Here is a 22,010-nt window from a genome sequence, read left to right as displayed (position 1 = left end):
AAAAATGAAGATATTACAAATTGATTTAAACATTAAAAAGACTGATGAAAATGCGAATGACTTTCAAAATATTATCAAAAATGAAGGAGATACACCTCAAATTGATCCATTTAAAGAAATAAATCGCAAAATAAACACTCGGGATTATGACTATGTTTATTTTAGAAATCCAGCTTATCTTGTAGAAAAAGATACTATCTTAAAAACTGCTGAAAAATTACGAGAAAATAAAATTCAAGATGCGGAATTCACCTTTAGAGAAGTGGACCAAGTTGACCTTTCTGTATTAACAACATTTAACTACAAAGGTTTACTTTCTAGTAGTTTGATTGAGGTTAAAGATAGACAAGATATTATTTTCGGAGATACCTTTTATAAAACGAAATTTGAAAAGAAACCTAAAATATACATTCAAGCACATTATGCAGAGCAACCCTTGTTAAGTGAAAGCAGCAAGTTGCATGTTGATCTTGAGAAACTGGAGCCTTATGAAGTTATACATGCAATTAACGTTTTGATTGAAACAAACTATATTTATGAATTGAAAAGCAATGGAAAAATCAATATGAGTGATAATGAGATATTAAAAAATATTCACAGTCTTATTAGTAGCGATGAGTTTGTAAAAGACATAGGTAAGGATATACAATATCAAGTTTTGGTGAAAATAGAACAGCTTTTAAACATGGTTGATTTAGAGGAGAATATTGAGAACAAATTATTCTTCGAATTAGTGAAAAAAGGATATTTCGATGAAGCTTTAAAAGAAGTTGCTATTTTTAAGAGTTACAGTTATTGGAATAATATCGAAAAGGATATTGAAAATAAATATAGTGTTGAGTTTGTTGATATTAGAAACTCAATTGCATGGAAGAAAACCCAAAAATTCCGCGATTTCAGAATTAGTTTAAAAAAGAAAAAATACCAAATTGAAAGACACATTTTGGAAATGATAGCTAAAGTAAACTTTAGAAAAGATAAAGAAATTTGGCTTATTTCAGAAAGAACTAATACCGCCTCAGATAATTCCTACTTCCTTTATAAATATCTAAAAGAAAAGCAAAAAGAAGTGGATGTTTATTATTTAATTGATAAAAAAGCACATAAGGCAATTGATAAATTAGAACCCTTAGGCAGAAAAAGTATTATTTATCTTTCTACATTAAAGCATAAACTGATGATGATAAAAGCGGATAAATTGATAACTTCTTTTACTATTGAAGAAACGATGATGCCCTATAATACTAAAAATTATTTAGAGATTTATAGTGATATCTTGGAAAGGAAAGATGTAGTTTCAATTCAGCATGGGATGATAATCAACAATGTCTCGCCATATTTATCCAAGAATAGTTATTGGGTAGATTATATTACTGTTAATAATAAGTATGAAAAAGATATTATAATGAACACTTTAGGATTTAAAGATGATGAAGTGTTCATTACAGGTATGGCAAGACAAGATAATTTGTTGAAGAATAGCAGCATGGGGAACAAAGTAATTTTTATGCCAACTTGGCAAAGAGAACTTCAACATTTAAGTCCTTCGCAGTTTGTACATTCTGAATACTATTTAAAAATAAAGGAATTAGTAAATGATAAAAGAATGTTTAACTATTTAAAAAATAATAGATTGGTTTTAAAGGTGTTGCTTCATCCTCAGTTTAATAAATATATAAATTTGCTAAATAGCAATAACCCTTTGATTGAGTTTTTATCGCTAGAATCAATAGATTTACCAACGTTGATAGCAGAAGCTAAGTTCTTAATTACTGATTTTTCATCAGTAAGTGTAGACTTTTTATTCCAACAAAAAAACATCTTATTTTATCAATATAATAAATACGCATTGCATCACGTACCAACTGAAGATATTAGATACATTGATATCGGAAAAGTTGTAACTAATTTAAACGATTTGTTTGAAGCTCTTGATAGTTTTAGTGCTAATGACTTTAAATTGTTACCTGTGTATCAAAGTTCATATGAAAAATTATTTGAAATAAAAAGTGATATTCGCTCCCATATTTTCCAAACGATTAAATCATTAGAAAAGAAGGCACATCATCATGTTAAAGAGGATTAAATATAAGTTAAATATTTTAAAAGTTAGAAGTAATGAAAAAGTCCGCTATAGTTATGTAGATATGATCGGTAGATTTTCTAATCGTATTAATTTAAGTATTAATCAAGTTGGAAGGTTTTCTGAAATTGACTTGACGCCATTAAAAACTCAGCAAATTAAACCAATCAAATTGAAACTTAGTGCTAGATTGAAAAAACCAGCATCTATCTTGATTAGAAACTTGAACAATTTGTATGATATTAAAGTTTATACGGAAGATAAACAAGTGTATTTAGAAACTGTAGCGAAACCAGATGATAGTTTAAGAACTATACAAGACAAGGGTTTTTCAATAGGTTCTGATTATAAAGTTGATGCAAAGTTATGTTTAATGTTAGAAAAAGGATCTCAGTTTTATACTGATTATGTAGATTTATCTCCTATAAATGGTGTTTTTGAAATTGATGATGTTTTAAAAATAATTCGAAAACATAACTCGGTAAACTCAGTATGGAAAGTTTTCATTACACTTAAAGATAACTGTGATAATACGATAGAAAAAACAATGGATTTAAGTACAGTATACTCAGAGTTTAAAGAACATTTTCTAAAAAATAATATTCATTATAATCAACGTACTAATGATTTATATATTGATGTCCCTACGAATGATGAAGAATTTAAAATTGGTGATATTTCTTTTGAAAACGAAAGATTGAATTTGTTAATTCAATCTAACATTAAATCACCGAATTATAAGTCAGTGTTTATTGCTAGACGAAATAGACAAGGAAACATTTTTGAGTATCAAGATGTAAAAAAATATGAAATTAAAAATCAAAAGTGCAGCATTCCTTTAGAGTCTTTATCTAGTGCTCAATTTTATAATGATGACAATTTAGACGTCCTAATCGGCGATCGATTTGAATCAGCTCATTATTTAACTAGTGCAGCTAAAGTTAAGGTGCCTAAAAATTACTTAAGAATATCGAATGATTTCATCGGAAAACTCTATAAAAATGGAAGAGGATCTATTTCAATATATGTAAAACAAAATGTAATTAATCCTGACGAATCCGGAGTTAAAATTGCTGTTCTTGGCACGTGTTTTTCTAGAAATGCTTTCAATTCTAGTGATTATTTTAATCCTGATTATAAAAAGTATTTTAATTGTGTTTATACTCAATTCCATAGTTCAATCAAGTCATTGATTTCACCTGCTGCTCCAAAAAAGCTTATAGAGCAATACAAAGATGATAGAGAATTTAAACATATTAACACTGATATGAACAAAACATTCTTTAAAGAATTAAGGGATAGCAAAGCAGAATATCTTATTATCGATTTATATCCAGATGCAATGTTACAAGAGCTGGAGTTAAATAATGGTTCAACTATCACTTATTCATATTTAATTAAAGAAAACCTTGTATTAGGTGATTTTGTATCAAATTGGGGACATGAAAAATTTAATAAGATTGATCGATTTTTAGGTGAATGGGAAAGTAACCTAGAAATATTTATAAGAGAATTAGTAAAAATTATCCCCGAGGATCATATTATTTTAAATCGAGGCAGACTTGCTGAAAGATTCTATACTCAATCTGATAAATTGGGGCGTTTTGGAACGATTGATTTTATAAGAAGAAATAACTATATATGGGAAAAACTAGACAATCTATTTCTAGAAAAGTATCCAAAGATAAAAGTCTTAAATATGAGTAACACACACTATAATGCTGACCGTAACTATCCATTCGGCTTTTCATTTTCACATTATGAAAGTGGATATTATAAAGAATTTTTAAATCGTCTCGTGAAGATAATATATCTAGATGAAAATTAAATCTATAAAAGCAAGAAGAAGTCGCTAAGCGGCTTCTTTTTTTATTAAATGTAAAACTTCCTTACAAGTGTTATACTTTTGTAAAGATTCATTAAACTCTATTAAATATATTAAGTTTATACTAATGAGTAAATGTATGTATGAACGTATTTTCGAAATAAATGCACAATTGTTTGCAAAATACATAGTAGAGTATGTGTTTCATCATAAATAAAGAAAAACGAATGAAAGAGTGGACAGTATGAAGAGAGTAATTACTTATGGAACTTATGATTTATTACATTATGGACATATTGAATTATTAAGACGTGCAAGAGAAATGGGAGATTATCTTATTGTGGCATTGTCTAGTGATGAGTTTAATAAAATTAAGAATAAAAAATCTTACTATAGCTATGAACAAAGAAAGATGATGTTAGAATCAATTCGTTATGTAGATTTAGTAATCCCTGAAAATGATTGGGGCCAAAAACAAAAAGACGTTGATCGATATGAAATAGATACATTCGTGATGGGGCACGATTGGGAAGGTGAATTTGATTTCTTGAAAGAACAGTGTGAAGTCATTTATTTAAAACGTACGGAAGGTATTTCTACGACACAAATCAAGAAAGAGTTATACGGTAAAGAATAAAGCTTTTGTTTTAATGTTGATAAAAAAGATAAATAGGAGTGTCTACATTGAATAAAGTAAGCGGATTTATACTGAATCAAGCGAAAAGAAAATATAAGTTTATTGAGCAACCTGTCAAATCGAAGTTTAAGAGCAAGTATGTCTTAAAAACAACTAAATATGCGAACTTTTATAAAAAGAACAAAGTTAACGATAGACAAATAGTTTATCAAGCACGAGATGGTAAGAGTATGACAGACAGCCCTTATGCAGTTTTTAAATATCTATTAAGAGATAAGAAATATAAAAAATTAGAACATATCTGGGTTGTAGATTCTGAGAAAAAACGTAAAGCATATACTAAACAATATAAATCATTTAAAAATGTGCGATTCATTGTAAAAGAAAGTGACGATTATTTAAGTGTACTTACAACTGCTAAGTATATTATCAATAACTCAACTTTCCCCGCTTATTTTACAAAGAAACCAGAACAAGTGTATGTAAATACTTGGCATGGCACACCTATTAAAGCTATGGGCCTAGATGTAGAAGATAACTTAGTCGGCTCTCAAAATATCATTAAAAACTTTTTAAGTGCAGATATATTAGTCAGTCCGAACCCTCATACAACAGAAGTGTTCAAAAGAGCGTTTAGTTTAGATGGTATTTATAATGGTGATTTAGCTGAAATTGGTTATCCAAGAATTGATTTAACATTGAATAGTGATAAAAAAGATGTACGTAAACATTTAAAACAAAATGGTCTTAAATTAAAGAAACGTAAAACACTTTTATTTGCGCCAACATGGCGTGGGACTGATGTTAATGACCCCGAAGATAGTGTGGCTGACATTCATGAAATGGTCTTAGAACTTGAAAAGAAAACAGACTATCAGGTTATTGTTAAAGTACATCCTTTTGTTTATAAAACAGCATTAAATTATAAAGAACTAAAGCCATATCTTGTTCCTGATTCATTTGATACGAATGAATTGTTAGCAGCTGTAGATTTGTTAGTAACGGATTACTCTAGTATTTTCTTTGATTATCTTGTAACAGATCAACCTATTGTTTTTTATGCGCCTGATTATGAGGATTACAATAGTGACCGCGGACTTTATATTAATACAGATCTACTTCCTGGACCATCGGTCTATGACATAGATGAGCTTGTATCAGCTGTTAATGAAGCGGAAACAAACCAAGATGTATATCAAACTAAATATGAGCGTTTTAAAGATTTATATGTTCCTTATGAAGATGGACATGTAACTGAACGTCTTGTTAACAAAATGTTCCAACCAGTAGTTAGTAATCAAGAAAACGCTAAGAAGAAAATATTGATGTATCCAGGCGGAATGAAAAATAATGGTATTACTACATCTGCAATTAATTTATTAGAAAATATTGATTACGATAAATATGATGTAACGATTTTCTTGGGAGATACAAAGAATCGTGAAATCTTAGATAATTTGAAAGAAGTTAATAAAAATGTACGTATTATCTTAAGAAAAGGACCTTTATTAGGTACTACTTTAGAGAAATACAGAGATATCTTTGTTAAAAATAGAGGTGTTAAATCTGTATTGGAAGAATCAGTTTATCCAACAGAAGTATTTGAACGCGAATTTAGAAAGATTTTCGGAATTTCAAAATTTGACGTTGTAGTAGACTTCAGTGGTTATTCTATGTTCTGGTCAAAAATTCTATTAGGAACAGAATCTAAACGTAAACTAATGTACCTTCATAGTGACATTAAGAGTGATATGAATCGTAACGTAAATGGTATACGTCCGCATTACCAAAACTTAAAAGGTGTCATCAGTTTATATAATCGTTTTGACTATTTAGTCAGCGTTTCAGAAGAAACATGTAGAATTAATAAAGAAAACTTAGCAACGTCTAAAACAAAAGATAAATTTACATCAGCTATGAATACAATTAATTTAACACGTATTAATAAATTAAAAGACGAAGATACAGATTTCTTTATGCATCGCGGACAAAAAGTATTAGCATACTTAAATAATGGAGAAATCGTGAGTGTTCCGTTTAATGATCAAGATTTCAAAGTTATGGCGATGGGCAGGCTTTCTCCAGAAAAAGGCTTTGATATTTTAATTGAAGGCTTCAAAGATGCAGTTAAAGAAAATCCAACTGCGAAATTGTACATTTTAGGTGAGGGGCCGTTACGCTCTAACTTAGAACAATTGATTCGCAAACTGCAATTAGAGGACAATGTTTTCTTGGTGGGTCAAAAACGAAACCCATTTAACATTATGAAGCAATGTGATGTCTTTGCGTTAACTTCTCATTATGAAGGACAGTCTATGGTGTTGCTTGAAGCGTTAACAGTTGGTGTTAATGTACTTGCCTCAAACATCCCGGCTAACAGATATGTTTTACGTTATGGTGACTTCGGAATTCTTACAGAAAATGAACCAGAAAAAGTCGGTGAAAACATTAAGAGTTTCATGAATGGTCAGATTCCTGTCTTTGAAACATTTAAAGGACAAAACCATAATGAAACTGCACTAAATGAGTTTTATTCATTATTAGATTAATAAAACGGTTAAAGATAGGCTTGCGCGCCATGCGTAAGTCTATTTATTTTTTAAAATAACTTTTGATAGAACTAAATAGTGTTCTTAACTCTATTGCGTAAATGATGTAAGTTACATATAATTGATGATGATGAACGTATTTGTGAAATCATATCTCTTTTAAATATCGCTTGCTGATATTTAAAAGAATTTTTTATGTATTCATTGAAAGCGTTTTAACACTAGGGATAAATATTAAGGGAGTACGCAAAATGAAAAAGAAAGTAGAACTGACATATGCGCGTGCTATTTTTTGTGTCATTATCGTTGTTGTTCATGCAATGACAGGTTTTGTGAATGATCCGCATATCACAGAGTTCCAAAAACGAAGCGCAAGTTACATTCAAGTCTTATTATTTAGTGCGACACCGTGCTTTATTATGTTATCTGAAATGTTATTAGGTATGAGGTATTCTAAACATATACCTAATAACTTTTTAACTAAACGCGTGAAGTTTATTTTAATACCATACATTTGCTTTGCATTATTTGTGATTGTCGAGATATATTTTGATCCAAGTAAAAATTTCTCAATGAGTCACTTATTGATTAATATTTTGTTAGAAGGTAAATTCTTTGGATGGTTTGTACTGGTTATTTTCCAATTCTTTGTATTACATATGTTGTTTTATAAAGTGCTAGATCGCATGAAACCACTTATACCTATCGTTGTGTCATTAGTTATTAGTTTTGGACATGCTTTTTTAATGTACTATAGTACAACTTATTTAGAGTTTTGGAATACGTATTATCCATTATTTAACCGTACAATTATTTTGAATTGGTTGTTTTACTTTGTTATCGGTTTCTATATTGGTAAGAATTTTGATGCAGTTATGCAGTATGTGCAACAAAAAGTACTATATGTACTTGGGGCACTTTTACTCAGTGGACTAGTTATAGCATTCGATTTCTTTGTGTTGAACGTTACATGGAGAGAATCAAATCGTTTTGACCTATTCATCTTCACAGCAGCATTCTTTGTTTTAGCTATTTATGTTGCAAAACAATTAAGCCGATACCACTTAACAGCTTTATATATGATTAGTGAAATCTCGTTCTTTATCTATTTATCACATCAAATTATTATCCAACATATTTCTAGAGGACTAGCTTCATTTGTGAAGTATCCTTTCGCATTCTTTACATTAACTACTATATTCACACTAGGTTTTTGTGTAGGCTTAGCTATCATACTATCTTTCTTCCCATACGTAAGAATAGTCGTTGGCAGAAACACACTTTATCCGATGGTGTTGAACAATTATAGTATTAAACCAGAAGAACCTAAGTCTGTTGTGGAAACTAAATAATATCATTTTAAGCATTTGCACTAAGTTGCAAATGCTTTTTTTGAGAAATAAAAGTAAAAAAATGATTTAAAAGAGGGAGAAGCAGGTAATAGAAATAAGTATGATTGATTGGGGTTATTCAGATATTTTAAGTTTGGTTTAACTACCTCAAATAAATAACAGTTTTCTTTAATACATTCAAAACACCTTTTCAAAGTTTGTTCATAAATTGTGTATATATTAAAAGAAAATGTTATTGCCCATTATGCGAGCGTGCGTTAAACTGTAACAGGAAGCTATGATTAACATTATCAAAAGGGATAAAAGTAACAGAGACAAATAAAAAGTTATTTTTTTCAGTATGTAAGCGCATTCAATAAGGAAGGGTTAAAGAAGCGGCTGAACAGTACGACAAATACAAAGATTTTTAAAATCCATGTATGTGTTGTGCGGTATGGTCTTTTATTTTTGTAATAATATTGAATGATACTGTTTTAATAATGTATAGCGTCTCTCTACTTGCTTATCACGTATGAGTAAATGGAGGATAGATAGAAATGAGTAATCAAAATGAGCTTAAACGTAATTTAGGTTTCTTCTCAGCCATTTCCATAGTTATGGGAACGGTAATCGGCGCTGGCGTATTCTTTAAAGTTTCCAGTGTCGCAGAAGTAACGGGCTCTACAAGTATGGCAATGTTGGTATGGCTGTTAGGTGGTTTAGTAACAATCTGTGCAGGGTTGACTGCAGCCGAACTTGCCGCCGCAATTCCAGAGACAGGCGGACTTGTTAAATATATTGAATATACTTACGGTAACTTCTGGGGTTACTTATCAGGATGGGCGCAAGCATTTATTTATTTCCCAGCAAACGTTGCTGCTTTAGCAATTGTCTTTGCGACGCAATTTACTAACTTATTCCATATTAAAGCACATTGGATTTTGTTGATTGCATTAATAACTGCACTAACTGTATACTTTATCAACTGCTTAGGATCTAAAGCAGGAGGTATGCTTCAGTCTATTACATTAGTAATTAAACTGATTCCAATTATCTTAATTGTAGCCGTCGGCTTCTTTGCACCTAGTAATGTAGAATTCTCACTATTCCCAATTCAATCAGGTGAGCAGCAAGGCTTCTTTACAGCCTTAGGTGCAGGTTTACTTGCGACTATGTTCGCTTATGATGGTTGGATGCATGTTGGTACAATTGCTGGTGAGTTGAAGAATCCAAAACGTGACTTACCAGGTGCAATCACTATCGGTTTAGGTGCTGTAATGGTTGTTTACCTTTTAATCAACGCAGTATTCTTAATGACATTACCAATTTCAGAAATCAGTGGTAACTTGAACGCAGCAAGTGAAGCTTCTGTTAAAATCTTCGGTAATGGCGGAGGTAAAATTGTCACAATTGGTATCATGGTATCTGTATATGGTGCTTTAAATGGTTATATGATGACAGGTATGCGTGTGCCATATGCGATGGCTGAACGTGGCGGTTTACCATTCAAGAACTTCTTCTTGAAATTGACACCAGGACAAGCACCATGGGCAAGTGGTTTAGTTCAAATCGTTATTGCTTTCGTTATGATGTCTTTAGGTGCATTCGATACAATTACAAATATGTTGATCTTTGTTATCTGGACATTCTACACAATGGCTTTCGTAGCAGTAATGATTCTTAGACGTAGAGAACCAGAAATGGAACGTCCTTATAAAGTACCGCTTTATCCGATCGTACCATTAATTGCGATTGTGTCAGGTGTGTTCGTATTAATTAATACATTGTTCACTCAAACATTACTCGCATCAATTGGTATTATCATTACTTTATTAGGTATTCCAATCTATTATTATACAAAGAGAAAAGAAGCTAAATAATCTCAATCATTACGATTAGCCGGCAAAATTGCCGGCTAATTTTTCAATATAAGTTATCTCAATATTCAAAAATAACAGAATTAAGCGTTATAATATAAACAGATACAACTTTAGATACGGTAATAACTTACCGCAATACAAACATAAGGAGTACGATGAATATGAAAATTGCAGTTGCAGGTGCTGGTGCTATGGGCGGCCGTGTAGGCACACAAATTCAAAAAGCAGGTTACGACGTTACATTTATTGATAGTTGGTTACCTCATGTTGAGGCTGTACAAAAACATGGCTTTGAAATTCAAACAGAAACTGAGACTTATCAAGTAGATGCGACGATGATTACACCTGAAGAAGTGAATGATCAATATGATTTAGTCATCATTCTTACAAAAGCAATGCAATCTGTAGAAATGTTGCAAAAGCTGAAAGATAAAGGGGCTATTACTAAAGACACAGCAGTATTGACAATGATGAACGGTTTGGGTCATGACGAACGTTTTAAACAAGTCGTACCTGAGGAACAAATCTATCTTGCTGTTACAATGTGGACAGCTGGTTTAAGAGGACCGGGCAAACTATTACTTGAAGGTGTAGGTACTGTAGACTTCCAACGTGTTGATGGTAAAGAAAGTGAAAGAACAAGAGAAATTAATCAAGTCTTTGAAGATGCAGGTTTAAATCCAACAATCAGTCATCAAATTATGCAAACAGTTTGGTTAAAAGCAGCACTTAATAGTGTAGTTAATCCACTTTGTACAATTTTAGATAAACGTATCGTTGATTTTGCAGCATACGAAAATTCACGAGAAATGATTACACCAATCATACGTGAAATCGTAGAAGTAGCAGCTGCTAAAGGCGTTGAAGTAGATTTTGACACAATCGTGCATAAAATCGAAGGATCTTATCCTGTTGAAACACAAGGTTTACATCATCCTTCAATGCACCAAGACTTATATAGTGGTCGTTTAACAGAAGTTGATTACCTAAACGGTCAAGTTGAAGAATATGGTCAAGAATTTGGTATTCCAACACCAAACAATACAATGTTGAAACATTTAGTACACCAATTAGAAATGACACATGTAAAAGCATAATTAAGATCTTTAAAAGCTCTGCATGATGCAGGGCTTTTTTCATTGGGATGGATTCATAAGCACATTGTATGACTAACTTATTTAATTATGTGATAATTAATATACAACTGAAAACGCTTCACAATAGGTTTTAACAAGGTTTCTAAGCTTTTCATAAACCTTGAGCTTTAAAGGAGGCTTTTAATCATGAGTGTAAATGTAAGAGACTATATCCAAGACAGTTATGATTTATTTATTAATGGTGAGTTTGTACCGAGCGAATCAGGAGAAACAATTGACGTTTCAAACCCAGCAACAGGTGAGGTTATCACTAAAGTAGCTAAAGCAAGCGAAAAAGATGTTGATAAAGCTGTTCAAGCAGCACAAGCAGCATTCGACAGCTGGAGTAAAACACCTAAAGCAGAGCGCGTGAAATTATTACGCGAAATTGGTGACAAATTATTAGAACAAAAAGATCGTTTCGCAGTTATCGAAACATTAAATAATGGTAAACCGATTCGTGAAACATCCACAATCGATATTCCATTATCAGCACGTCATTATGAATACTTCGCAAGTGTAATTGACACAGATGAAGGTACAGTTAATGACATGAGTGAAGATGTTATGAGTATTGTACGTCATGAACCAATTGGTGTTGTAGGTGCCGTAGTAGCATGGAACTTCCCAATGTTATTATCAGCTTGGAAATTAGCACCAGCACTTGCGGCTGGTAACACAGTAGTCATCCAACCATCATCATCTACACCAGTCAGCTTAATTGAATTAGCTAAAATCTTCCAAGAAGTATTACCTAATGGTGTAGTAAACATCTTAACAGGTAAAGGTTCTGAATCAGGTAATGCAATCTTCAATCACGAAGGTGTAGATAAATTATCATTCACTGGTTCAACAGAAGTAGGTTATCAAGTTGCTGATGCTGCAGCGAAACGCTTAGTTCCTGCAACACTAGAACTTGGTGGTAAATCAGCTAACATCATCTTAGACGATGCAAACTTAGATGTTGCGGTAGAAGGTATTCAACTTGGTATCTTATTCAACCAAGGTGAAGTCTGCAGTGCTGGTTCACGCTTGCTTGTACAAGAAGATATCTATGATAAATTAATGGATCGCTTAAAAGATGCATTCAGCCGTATTAAAGTAGGTGACCCTCTAGATGAAAATATTCAAATGGGTTCACAAACAGGTGAAGCACAATTAGAAAAAATCCAAAATTATGTAGATTATGCTAAAGAATCAGGTGCAGAAATCTTAGTTGGCGGTAACCGCTTAACAGATGGAGAATTATCTAAAGGTTATTTCTTCGAACCAACAATTATTGCCGTAGAAAATAATAAAAACAAACTTGCACAAGAAGAAATCTTTGGTCCTGTCTTAACAGTTATTAAAGTTAAAGATGAAGACGAAGCAATTCAAATCGCAAATGATTCTGAATACGGTTTAGCAGGCGGCGTTTTCTCTGAAAACATCAACCGTGCATTGAAAGTTGCACGTGAAGTTAGAACAGGCCGTATCTGGGTTAACACTTATAACCAAGTACCAGAAGGCGCTCCATTCGGCGGCTACAAAAAATCTGGTATTGGTCGTGAAACTTACAAAGCAGCTATCCAAAACTATCAACAAGTTAAAAACATCTATATTGATACAAGCAACCAAACTAAAGGTCTATATTAATTTAAAGCGTTTAGCTTTAATAGATTATAAAGCACTTTAAAAATCAACCGCTCATTTCAAGCAGTGTCTTGGAATGGGCGGTTTTTCTATTTTGGTTACAATATTGGATTGTCTTGAATGAAAAACAGTGAAGCAACTTAGTGCAATTGAATTGCATAAATTATATGGTTGTATTAGACCATATTTAAAATACAATGTATAATTATAAATGACTATGACTCAAGTTATAAGACATCATCAATGTGTAAGAATTATTTAGATTTTGTAAAGATGGCCGGTTTTATTGGAGTATGTAAAGTGAAGTATGTATAATCAAGGACAAACTTTACTTGAACATTATACAAGGTAAGTGACTGGCCATAAAAATGGGTATATATAAAGACTAACCTTTTGTTTTATTAAATCAGTAATTTTAAACATAGAACGGAGCTATAAAATGGTTAAAGTAAGAATGTTAATCCCATGTTTCAATGAAGAAGATGTTATCAATTACACATATAAAGAATTAACAAAAGTATTGGAAACTGACTCAAAGTTGCAAGGCTATGATTATGATTTGCTATTTGTAGATGATGGCAGTAGTGATCAAACCATTCATCTAGTTAAGCAATATGCTTTAAAAGACTCACACGTAAAATACATTGAATTCAGTAGAAACTTTGGTAAAGAAGCTGCAATGTATGCTGGACTGGATCAAAGTAGAGATGTAGATGCAGTGATTATTTTAGATGGTGATCTACAACATCCACCTGAATTAATTCCACAAATGATTGAGAAGTATTTAGAAAATGGTACAGACCAAGTTATTGCTAAACGTAATCGTGAAGGAGAAAAAGCTACACGTAAATTTATGACGCATTGTTATTATAAGTTGGTCAATCGCTTTGTTGATGTACCAATTGAAGATGGTGTAGGTGATTTCCGTTTATTAAGTCAACGTGTCGTACGTACACTTGCTGATTTAGGAGAGACACAAAGATTCTCTAAAGGATTATTTTCTTGGGTAGGTTATAAGACAGAAACGATTGAATACGAAAACCAAGAACGCATAGCTGGAGACTCTAAGTGGTCATTCTTTAAATTATTAGATTACGGTGTAGACGGTGTTATTTCGTTTAACAACAAGCCGTTACGTACAATTATGTACTTTGGTATGGGGATCTTTGGTATTAGTTTATTATACTTGTTAATCAATTTCTTAATGATTATCTTTAACGGTATTGACGCACCAGGTTATTTCACTACAATTTTTGCGATTTTATTCTTAGGTAGTATTCAGTTGATTTCATTAGGAGTTATTGGTGAATATATTGGACGTATTTATTATGAAGTGAAGAATCGTCCGAAATATCTTCAACAAGATTCAAATTTAAAAGAACAGTCAGCAGAAAAGAAGAAAACAGAGGAATTCGAATCAACATCTAATCAACGAGAGAAATATCCTAATATAGAACCCTTGCATCATGCGATGCCAAAACCTCAAGAACCTGTATCATACAAAACAAATTTACAAGAACGAGAAGAAAGTGAATTAAAAGAAAAAGAAAAACAGGCACAACGTATCAAACAAATGAATGTATAAAATAAAGCGGCATGTTTAAGAAAGCAAAATCTTTCGTTAAACGTGCCGCTTTTATAATATTAGTCAGTTTCATCATGTGCTTTATCAGATTTGAAACCTTGAAGTACGATGAAGAATTCACCGACTACAATAAAAATAACTGTATGAGCTAATAAGATAATACCTTGCAAATTATACCCGATAATTATAATGAAGAATAAAACAGGAATGATAAATTTAGCTTTGCCACTTGCTTTTGACGCAATTACTTTTTGAAGAAGAATCGCAATAATCAGCGTAACAATCGGTACAATCCAATGCATTAAAAATGGAGACATGTTTTATGACACCTCTTTCTTTTTGTCTGCTTCAGAATGTTTCTGTTTATTTTTCTCATGTCGTTTAAGTTGTTGTTCAAGGCCGAAGAGTTGAACTGCGCCTAATATAAAGAAAATAATAAAAGTTGGTAAGTTAATGATATGTGTTAAGAACAGCACCAACAAAATGACTGAATATACAATCGGTACTACAAACTTATATTTCTTATTGGTATGACGCAGTATGTAGTGCTGCGTAAATAGTGCGGCAACATAAAGAATGACAATACTGATAGTACTTAGAAAAGTAGCCAACGTTGCACCTTCTTTATAATATATTATTGATTATGGTTATAGTTTATCATATTGGTTGAGCTTGTTAAGACAATAAAAAACATACCTAAAATCAATTAGGTATGTGTGTAAGTCAATCTTTGAAACCTTTAAAGTTTTTGACAGTACCGTGTGTGTATTTATAAACGTGAAACGCAGTCACAAGTACATAAAGAATGTAGACTGGAACGACGATATAGTTTGCGATGAATAAACCTGTCATCACGAGTACAGAAATTACAGGCACGATTAAATTCCAGTCGCTTTTAATACGTTTCATTAAAGAACCTTGAATTAAAATAACCGTCACGAAGAAAATTAATGATAATACCCACATTAAAACTGGAGACATATTAGACGAACCTCCTCACTTATCTATGTTTTTGAGCTTACTTTCATTCTAAAGGCAGTTGGTATGTTAAGCAAATACATGAGAAGCGGGACAGTGCCGTTTTGACACTGCCCCGCACTCTACATGATTATTAATTTAATGAGTTGTTAGAATAATTGATTGTCTTTAGGGAAGACATCATCGCCTAATGCACGTTGTGCCAAGACGTTTAGATAGTTCCATGGACGATCAAAGTTAGGTTGGAAGAAGAAGTCAACTAACGCTAAATCTTCCAATTTCCAGCCGGCATTGATTGCGACTGAAATTGTATTGATAGATTCTACTAAGTCTTCTTTACTCATAATTTGACCACCTAAGATACGGTGAGAATCTTCATCATAGATAATTTTCAGATGCACAGTTGTGTCATCTTGTCTGAATTTAGGACGTACAGGTACTTCGATATACGTTGCACCTAAATTACCGTCATAATTATCTTTTTCTGATTCGTGTACACCTGTTTGACCAAATTTATAATCGAATAATGATAAGCCAGATGTACCAGAAACTCTAGGCATTTTCATATCATGGCCAGCCATGTTGCGTGCTGCGACATAACCTTGACGACGAGAGTTTGTCGCAAGGGCAATATAGCGTTCTTCTTCAATAGGTGCATAAGGAATCATTGTTGCGTCACCGCTTGCGTAGATATCTTTTTCAGATGTTTCAAGGTGGTCGTTAATTTCAATAATACCTTTAGTACCTAATTTCACTTTACCATCTAACCATTCTGTCGCAGGTTTAACACCTACGGTAAAGATAACTGTATCGGCTTCGAATTCTCCGTTGTCTGTCACAACGCCAGTTACGTTATTGTTATCATCTGCTTTTAATGCTTTCACATTTTCGTTACCTCTGAATTTTAAACCGTGTTCTTTCGCATTCTCTTCGAGAATATCAGTAAATTCTTTGTCTAGATACGTCTTAATTAAACGATCTCCGTCATCCATCACTGTTGTATCAATACCAGCTTTAACGAAAGCTTCTGCAGCTTCAATACCGATATAACCGCCGCCGACAACGATTGCTTTTTTCGCAGATTTCATGCGTTCTTTGATTTTGCCTGCCCAGTCAGCACCACGCATGAATAACACATTATTATAGTCATTGATGCCATCAATTGGCGGTGCATTTGGTACGCCGCCTGGACTTAGGAATAATTTATCATAATCAACTTTAGATTCATTATTGTCTTTATCTTGGACTGTTACAGTTTTATTTTCAGTATCTAAGTCAGTTACTGTAGTATTCACATGAACTTTAACACCACGATCTTCTAGTGATTCCTCGCTTGCATAGTGTAGTGAATCTAAACTAGGCGCAACATCTTCTAGATAACTTTGAATACCACAGGATAAGAATGAAGGTTTATCTGCACTTTCAAACACTTCAATTTCTGCTTCTGGATCTGAAATTAATAGCGTTTCGATTGCCGCATAACCTGCGTGAGAAGTTCCGACAATTACATATTTCATAAAGAAATAGCCTCCTCTAATATAAGTTGTATTTATATATAAATAGTCTCATTATTATATTTACCCTTAAGGTTAATTGCTAGACTTACATATCAGGCTATTGTTCAAAGTTGATAAAATTGTCATATTTAAAATGTGTAATTAAGGTGTTTTAAAAAGGTGATACGTTGTTCGTAGACCAGAATGGCTTATAATGAAAGTAATATGAATATGCAATGCAGAGATAGGAAATGGGGGAGAAGTTATGCAAGCTGTCGCACAGTTAACACATGCATCTAAAGCGTTTAATAAGCAAACGGTGCTGGAAGATATTTCGTTGACGCTTCAACAAGGTCAAATTATGGGATTAATCGGACCGAGTGGTTCAGGCAAAACAACAGCTATTAAATGTTGGCTAGGTATGGAACAGTTGGATGGAGGAGAAGCATCTATTTATAATCATTCAATGCCAAATCGTAAAGTATTGAGCCATGTCGGTTATATGGGACAAACACTCGCTTTGTATGAGAATTTAAGTGCGAAAGAGAACTTAGTATTCTTCGGAAATTTAAAAGGATTATCCGGCAAGCAATTAAACAAGGATATTAAACGCTATATGAAACTGGTCGATTTAGAAGATAAACAATCGCAAATTGTACATACATTTTCAGGCGGTATGAAACGGCGTTTATCCCTAGCAATTACTTTATTAGGGAGACCAGACTTGCTTATTTTAGATGAACCGACTGTGGGTATTGATCCGAGTCTACGTCAAAAAATCTGGCATGAACTGCGTCAACTAGCTGAACAAGGCCAAACCATTTTGATGACAACACATGTCATGGATGAAGCAGAACGTTGTGATCAAGTTGGCTTATTAGTAGACGGTCATATCTTTGCGTTAGGCTCACCAAATGAATTAAAACAACAGTTTAATGCTTCAAGTATTGAAGAGGTATTCTTAAAAGCAGAGGAGGCGAAGGGTCATGAGGTTTAAAGCAGAGGAGGCGAAGGGTCATGAGGTTTAAAGCAGTCTTAAAACGTGTCATGATTGATCTAGTTCGTGATAAACGTACGCTCGCTTTAATGTTTATCGTCCCTTTAATCATTTTGACAATTATGTTCTTCTTGTTTAATAGCGATAATGAAGAACACTTAAATATCGGCTTCTCTGAAGATGTTCCTAAATCATTTGTTAAAGCACTGCCAAAAGATAAAGTGCAGACAGAAACTTATTCTAATTCTGAATCTGTCAAAACCTTAATCGAACAGCATGATTTAGATGCTTATGTTCAAAAAGATGATAAACAATTAGTGGTCACTTATACGAATGAGAATCCAAGTAAAACGACAGCGGTAAAACAAATTCTAGCTGGTACCCTTCAAAAAGATAAAATGCAAGCACTTGCGGGCGAAATAAAAACTATCAAAACAAAACTGGCTGAGATGCCTCAAGCAAGTAAAGCAGCTATGAAATCAAATCAAACATCAGAATTAACCTCACTTGATGTGCATTATTTATATGGAGATGCTGACAGCAGTTATTTTGATAAAATGTTTCCGATTTTAATGGGCTTCTTTGTCTTTTTATTTGTATTCTTAATTTCAGGTATTGCGTTATTAAGAGAAAGAACGACAGGTACTTTAGAACGTATACTTGCGACTTCAATCAAGCGTAGTGAAATTGTGTTCGGTTACTTAGTAGGATACGGTATCTTTGCGGTGATACAAACGTTGATTATTGTACTGTTTTCAATTTACTTATTGAAAGTTGATGTCGCAGGCAATATCTTGTGGGTACTATTAATCAATATACTGATTGCCTTTGCGGCACTTACTATGGGATTATTCGTATCCACGTTTGCGAATTCAGAGTTTCAAATGCTGCAGTTTATTCCGATTGTAGTCGTACCGCAAGTATTATTCTCTGGTATTATTCCGTTGGATAATGTGAATCGCTTTATCGCAAGTATCGGTTATTTGTTCCCATTACGGTATGCAGGGGATGCGTTGACTAAAGTTATGATTAAAGCACAAAGTATTAATACATTCTGGTTTGATATCGGTATTTTAGTTCTCTTTATTGTAATATTTACGATACTGAATATTGTAGGCTTAAAACGTTATAGAAAAGTGTGAGTGATTCATACATTGAGATCTGTTCAAAAAGGACAGGTCTCTTTTTTAGTTTTTGTATACTTATCTCAATATTCATAAACATGATACTATTTACTGCGCTCGAAAATACATGAACCACCAAACACTACCAATATTTAGTAAATCACTTGTTAAAGTGTAAGAATAAACCTTAAACGTTTAAGATATTTATTGACAACGCTTTCATTGTGGATTACGATTTATGATAACGGTTACACAGTTGTATATACAACTGTTACATAAATAGAGAAAGTGAATGAATATTAGGAGAAGGTGGAAACTGTGGAAAGGATTAAGGAACAGATTGAAGCTGGAGATATCAGTGTAGGTATAGAACTTGGGTCTACACGAATCAAAACAGTCGCAGTTAATGCACAATGTGAAACAATCGCAACAGGGTCATTTGAATGGGAGAACACATTCAAAGATGGATTTTGGACATATTCACTTAATGATGTCTGGAACGGTCTTCAAATCAGTTATCAATCGATGACAGATGAAGTGAAAGACAAGTATGGTGTAGCTATTAAACAGTTAAAGTCTTTAGGTATCAGTGGTATGATGCACGGCTATTTAGCGTTTGATGATAAAGACGATTTATTAGTACCATTTCGTACTTGGCGTAATAATAACGCACATGATGCAGCACGTAAGCTGACAGAACATTTTGGGGTGAATATTCCTGAAAGGTGGAGTATTGCGCAGTTATATGATGCGGCGATTCATGATGCACCACATACGCAACATGTCCGATATATGACGACATTATCTGGTTATGTACATTGGTATTTAACAGGTGAACGCGTTTTAGGCGTTGGAGATGCTTCAGGTATGTTTCCAATAGATTCGAAAACGCATCGCTTCAGAGAAGATTTATTAAATCAATTTAATGATCTTTATCACAAAGAAGGTTATACGCAAGATGTGCATGATGTTTTACCGAAAGTGTTGGTAGCTGGAGAAGATGCAGGCTACTTAACAGAAACAGGTGCGAAGTTGATTGATCCAAATCAAGAGTTACAAGCTGGATGCCCGATGTGTGCACCTGAAGGTGATGCGGCAACAGGTATGGTCGCAACGAAAAGTGTCGCACCAAGAACAGGAAATATTTCTGCAGGGACAAGTATCTTCTCTATGATTGTCTTAGATCATCCATTAGAGAAATTGTATCCAGAAGTTGATTTAGTGACGACACCTGCAGGTGATGAAGTCGCGATGATTCATGCGAATAACTGCACGTCTGATATCAATGCTTGGATGGATTTATTCGCAGAAGTGCTGGATACGATGGGAGCTGCGTATACAAAGGAAGACTTATTTACACGGATGTTCGAAAAGGCGCTTGAAGGGGATAAAGAACTCGGTCATTTATTATCTTATGGCTATGTTTCGGGTGAATTTATTACAGATGTGCCAAAAGGTTATCCAATGTTCCTTCGCAGTGTAGAAAGCCAGTTTAATTTGGCGAATGTGATGAAAACACATATTTTCAGTGCTTTTAGTACGTTGAAAATCGGTATCGATTTATTGAAACGTAATGAAGCGTTGGAAATCGACAGTATGATTGGTCACGGCGGTATTTTTAAAACAGAAGGCGTAGCACAAAGCTTCTTAGCTGCAGCACTTGAAAGTCCAGTCAGTGTGATGCAGACAGCGAGTGAAGGCGGTGCATGGGGTATTGCGGTGCTTGCCCGTTATCATGTGGACCACCAAGATCAAAAACTATCAGATTACTTAGATCATCATGCATTTGGTGATGTCGAAGCATTAGTGCTTGAACCAAAAGCAGAGGATGTAGAGAGTTTCAAACAGTATATTGAGCGGTTTGAAGCGGTATTATCTTTAGAACGTCAAGCAGATACACACTTTAATTCATAAAGATAAACAAAGGAGAATATTGTGCAGACATTAGAGAGAAATAAGTCAAAATCAAAGAAACCCGGTAAGGATAACGGCCATTGACCATTTCCCTACCGGGTTTCAGTATAGGTGTTAATTTTTAGAAAGAATAACGATTAAATTATTCGTTTTCTTTACGACGACGTGCATTTAATAAGAATAATGTACCAGCACTTGCGAATAATGAACCAGATAATAATCCGAATAATACTTGATCTTGTTCACCAGTTGCAGGTAATTGTTTTTTAGCGTCTTTAGCTTTTTGTTGAGCAGCTGCTTTGTTAGTAGTAGCTGTAGTTTGACCAGCTTTTTGAGCAGCTTTTTGACCAGTTACAACTTTACCATTGTTTTGAGTAGTTGTAGTTTGACCAGCTTTGTTAGCTTGACCTGGAGTAGTTGTAGCTTTTTGAGCAGGTTTAACTTCTTTATTAACTGGTGCTTGTTTAGCATTTTCAGCTTGAGCTTTTTGAACTATTGCTGCAACTTCATCAGTAGCTGCTTGTGCAATTTGTTGATTGTAGCTAGCTTTTGCATCTTTTGAAAGTTTATCAAGTTTATTAACTAAAGCTTGAGCATCAGCAATTTGTTTAGCATGAGCTTTTTGAGCTGTAGTAATTTCTTTTTTAGCAGCAGCAGCATGAGCATCTTCAGCTTGAGCTTCATTAACGATTGCTTCTACTTCATCAGTAGCTGCTTTAGCAATTCTGCTGTTGTATTCATCTTTAGCTTCTTTAGAAAGGTTTTCTAAATTGTTAACTAAAGCTTGAGCATCAGCAAGTAGTTGAGCGTGAGCTTTTTGAGCTGTTTCAATTTTTTGTTTAG

Annotated in this window: 17 protein-coding genes; 12 read left to right on the top strand and 5 right to left on the bottom strand. The window is 33.3% G+C overall.

Annotated features, from left to right (window positions below):
• Nucleotides 1-4: 4 nt before the first annotated feature.
• From HMPREF2937_RS10500 to HMPREF2937_RS10460, 9 genes are all read left to right on the top strand, one after another.
• A complete protein-coding gene (locus HMPREF2937_RS10500; protein WP_070864540.1) occupies nt 5-2,086 on the top strand; it encodes a CDP-glycerol glycerophosphotransferase family protein in 2,082 nt (693 codons plus the stop codon).
• The gene (locus HMPREF2937_RS10495) at nt 2,070-3,911 is read left to right on the top strand and encodes a DUF6270 domain-containing protein (RefSeq protein ID WP_070864539.1); all 1,842 of its coding nucleotides are present in this window, start codon (nt 2,070-2,072) and stop codon (nt 3,909-3,911) included. Before HMPREF2937_RS10500 ends, HMPREF2937_RS10495 begins: the two co-directional genes overlap by 17 nt.
• A 241-nt stretch (nt 3,912-4,152) precedes the next feature.
• On the top strand, nt 4,153-4,545 hold the full coding sequence (gene tagD / locus HMPREF2937_RS10490; RefSeq protein WP_070864538.1) for a glycerol-3-phosphate cytidylyltransferase: 393 nt from the start codon (nt 4,153-4,155) through the stop codon (nt 4,543-4,545).
• Between the two features lie 47 nt (nt 4,546-4,592).
• Nucleotides 4,593-7,094, top strand: coding sequence for a glycosyltransferase (locus tag HMPREF2937_RS10485; protein ID WP_083326939.1), 2,502 nt, complete (start codon nt 4,593-4,595; stop codon nt 7,092-7,094).
• A gap of 251 nt (nt 7,095-7,345) precedes the next feature.
• On the top strand, nt 7,346-8,446 hold the full coding sequence (locus tag HMPREF2937_RS10480; RefSeq protein ID WP_002479944.1) for an acyltransferase family protein: 1,101 nt from the start codon (nt 7,346-7,348) through the stop codon (nt 8,444-8,446).
• Nucleotides 8,447-8,982: 536 nt separating this feature from the next.
• Nucleotides 8,983-10,305 carry an APC family permease gene (locus tag HMPREF2937_RS10475; RefSeq protein ID WP_023015557.1) on the top strand — a complete coding sequence of 441 codons (1,323 nt, stop codon included), beginning with the start codon at nt 8,983-8,985 and terminating at the stop codon, nt 10,303-10,305.
• 161 nt (nt 10,306-10,466) lie between these two features.
• A complete protein-coding gene (locus HMPREF2937_RS10470; protein ID WP_083326938.1) occupies nt 10,467-11,402 on the top strand; it encodes a ketopantoate reductase family protein in 936 nt (311 codons plus the stop codon).
• A 186-nt stretch (nt 11,403-11,588) separates the two neighbouring features.
• The gene (locus HMPREF2937_RS10465; RefSeq protein WP_002479941.1) at nt 11,589-13,076 is read left to right on the top strand and encodes an aldehyde dehydrogenase family protein; all 1,488 of its coding nucleotides are present in this window, start codon (nt 11,589-11,591) and stop codon (nt 13,074-13,076) included.
• A 436-nt stretch (nt 13,077-13,512) separates the two neighbouring features.
• Entirely contained in the window at nt 13,513-14,658 is a 1,146-nt protein-coding gene (locus HMPREF2937_RS10460; protein WP_070864536.1) for a glycosyltransferase family 2 protein, read from the top strand.
• A gap of 59 nt (nt 14,659-14,717) precedes the next feature.
• Here the strand turns inward: HMPREF2937_RS10460 and HMPREF2937_RS10455 are convergent, their stop codons facing one another.
• From HMPREF2937_RS10455 to HMPREF2937_RS10440, 4 genes are all read right to left on the bottom strand, one after another.
• Complete coding sequence (locus tag HMPREF2937_RS10455) at nt 14,718-14,975, bottom strand: hypothetical protein (protein WP_057510056.1); 258 nt, start codon at nt 14,973-14,975, stop codon at nt 14,718-14,720.
• A 3-nt stretch (nt 14,976-14,978) separates the two neighbouring features.
• Entirely contained in the window at nt 14,979-15,269 is a 291-nt protein-coding gene (locus tag HMPREF2937_RS10450; RefSeq protein ID WP_070848864.1) for a hypothetical protein, read from the bottom strand.
• A 112-nt stretch (nt 15,270-15,381) separates the two neighbouring features.
• Nucleotides 15,382-15,639, bottom strand: a complete 258-nt coding sequence (locus tag HMPREF2937_RS10445; RefSeq protein WP_070864535.1) for a hypothetical protein — start codon at nt 15,637-15,639, stop codon at nt 15,382-15,384.
• A gap of 146 nt (nt 15,640-15,785) precedes the next feature.
• On the bottom strand, nt 15,786-17,153 hold the full coding sequence (locus HMPREF2937_RS10440) for an FAD-dependent oxidoreductase (RefSeq protein ID WP_023015553.1): 1,368 nt from the start codon (nt 17,151-17,153) through the stop codon (nt 15,786-15,788).
• 244 nt (nt 17,154-17,397) lie between these two features.
• On the opposite strand from HMPREF2937_RS10440, the gene HMPREF2937_RS10435 reads away from it, so the two are divergent.
• From HMPREF2937_RS10435 to HMPREF2937_RS10425, 3 genes are all read left to right on the top strand, one after another.
• Nucleotides 17,398-18,129: an ABC transporter ATP-binding protein gene (locus tag HMPREF2937_RS10435; RefSeq protein ID WP_070864534.1), complete on the top strand. Its 732-nt coding sequence runs from the start codon at nt 17,398-17,400 to the stop codon at nt 18,127-18,129.
• A gap of 20 nt (nt 18,130-18,149) precedes the next feature.
• Nucleotides 18,150-19,271 (top strand): ABC transporter permease, encoded by a 1,122-nt coding sequence (locus tag HMPREF2937_RS10430; protein WP_070864533.1) that lies wholly within the window; start codon nt 18,150-18,152, stop codon nt 19,269-19,271.
• A gap of 300 nt (nt 19,272-19,571) precedes the next feature.
• The gene (locus HMPREF2937_RS10425; protein ID WP_070864532.1) at nt 19,572-21,167 is read left to right on the top strand and encodes a xylulokinase; all 1,596 of its coding nucleotides are present in this window, start codon (nt 19,572-19,574) and stop codon (nt 21,165-21,167) included.
• Between the two features lie 142 nt (nt 21,168-21,309).
• Here the strand turns inward: HMPREF2937_RS10425 and HMPREF2937_RS10420 are convergent.
• Nucleotides 21,310-22,010 (bottom strand): LPXTG cell wall anchor domain-containing protein (locus HMPREF2937_RS10420; protein ID WP_142351437.1); only part of this gene is annotated, 701 nt, incomplete at its 5' end.

It is taken from the genome of Staphylococcus sp. HMSC061G12, from assembly GCF_001838465.1.
GTDB classification, from domain to species: domain Bacteria; phylum Bacillota; class Bacilli; order Staphylococcales; family Staphylococcaceae; genus Staphylococcus; species Staphylococcus simulans.
Note: the sequence above shows the minus strand (reverse complement) of the source record. Positions and strands in the feature narration are given on the sequence as shown.

Coding starts and splice junctions, on each gene's coding strand:
- HMPREF2937_RS10500 (WP_070864540.1), top strand. CDS start 5: ATGAAGATATTACAAATTGATTTAAACATTAAAAAGACTGATGAAAAT.
- HMPREF2937_RS10495 (WP_070864539.1), top strand. CDS start 2,070: ATGTTAAAGAGGATTAAATATAAGTTAAATATTTTAAAAGTTAGAAGT.
- tagD (WP_070864538.1), top strand. CDS start 4,153: ATGAAGAGAGTAATTACTTATGGAACTTATGATTTATTACATTATGGA.
- HMPREF2937_RS10480 (WP_002479944.1), top strand. CDS start 7,346: ATGAAAAAGAAAGTAGAACTGACATATGCGCGTGCTATTTTTTGTGTC.
- HMPREF2937_RS10475 (WP_023015557.1), top strand. CDS start 8,983: ATGAGTAATCAAAATGAGCTTAAACGTAATTTAGGTTTCTTCTCAGCC.
- HMPREF2937_RS10470 (WP_083326938.1), top strand. CDS start 10,467: ATGAAAATTGCAGTTGCAGGTGCTGGTGCTATGGGCGGCCGTGTAGGC.
- HMPREF2937_RS10465 (WP_002479941.1), top strand. CDS start 11,589: ATGAGTGTAAATGTAAGAGACTATATCCAAGACAGTTATGATTTATTT.
- HMPREF2937_RS10460 (WP_070864536.1), top strand. CDS start 13,513: ATGGTTAAAGTAAGAATGTTAATCCCATGTTTCAATGAAGAAGATGTT.
- HMPREF2937_RS10455 (WP_057510056.1), bottom strand. CDS start 14,975: ATGTCTCCATTTTTAATGCATTGGATTGTACCGATTGTTACGCTGATT.
- HMPREF2937_RS10445 (WP_070864535.1), bottom strand. CDS start 15,639: ATGTCTCCAGTTTTAATGTGGGTATTATCATTAATTTTCTTCGTGACG.
- HMPREF2937_RS10440 (WP_023015553.1), bottom strand. CDS start 17,153: ATGAAATATGTAATTGTCGGAACTTCTCACGCAGGTTATGCGGCAATC.
- HMPREF2937_RS10435 (WP_070864534.1), top strand. CDS start 17,398: ATGCAAGCTGTCGCACAGTTAACACATGCATCTAAAGCGTTTAATAAG.
- HMPREF2937_RS10430 (WP_070864533.1), top strand. CDS start 18,150: ATGAGGTTTAAAGCAGTCTTAAAACGTGTCATGATTGATCTAGTTCGT.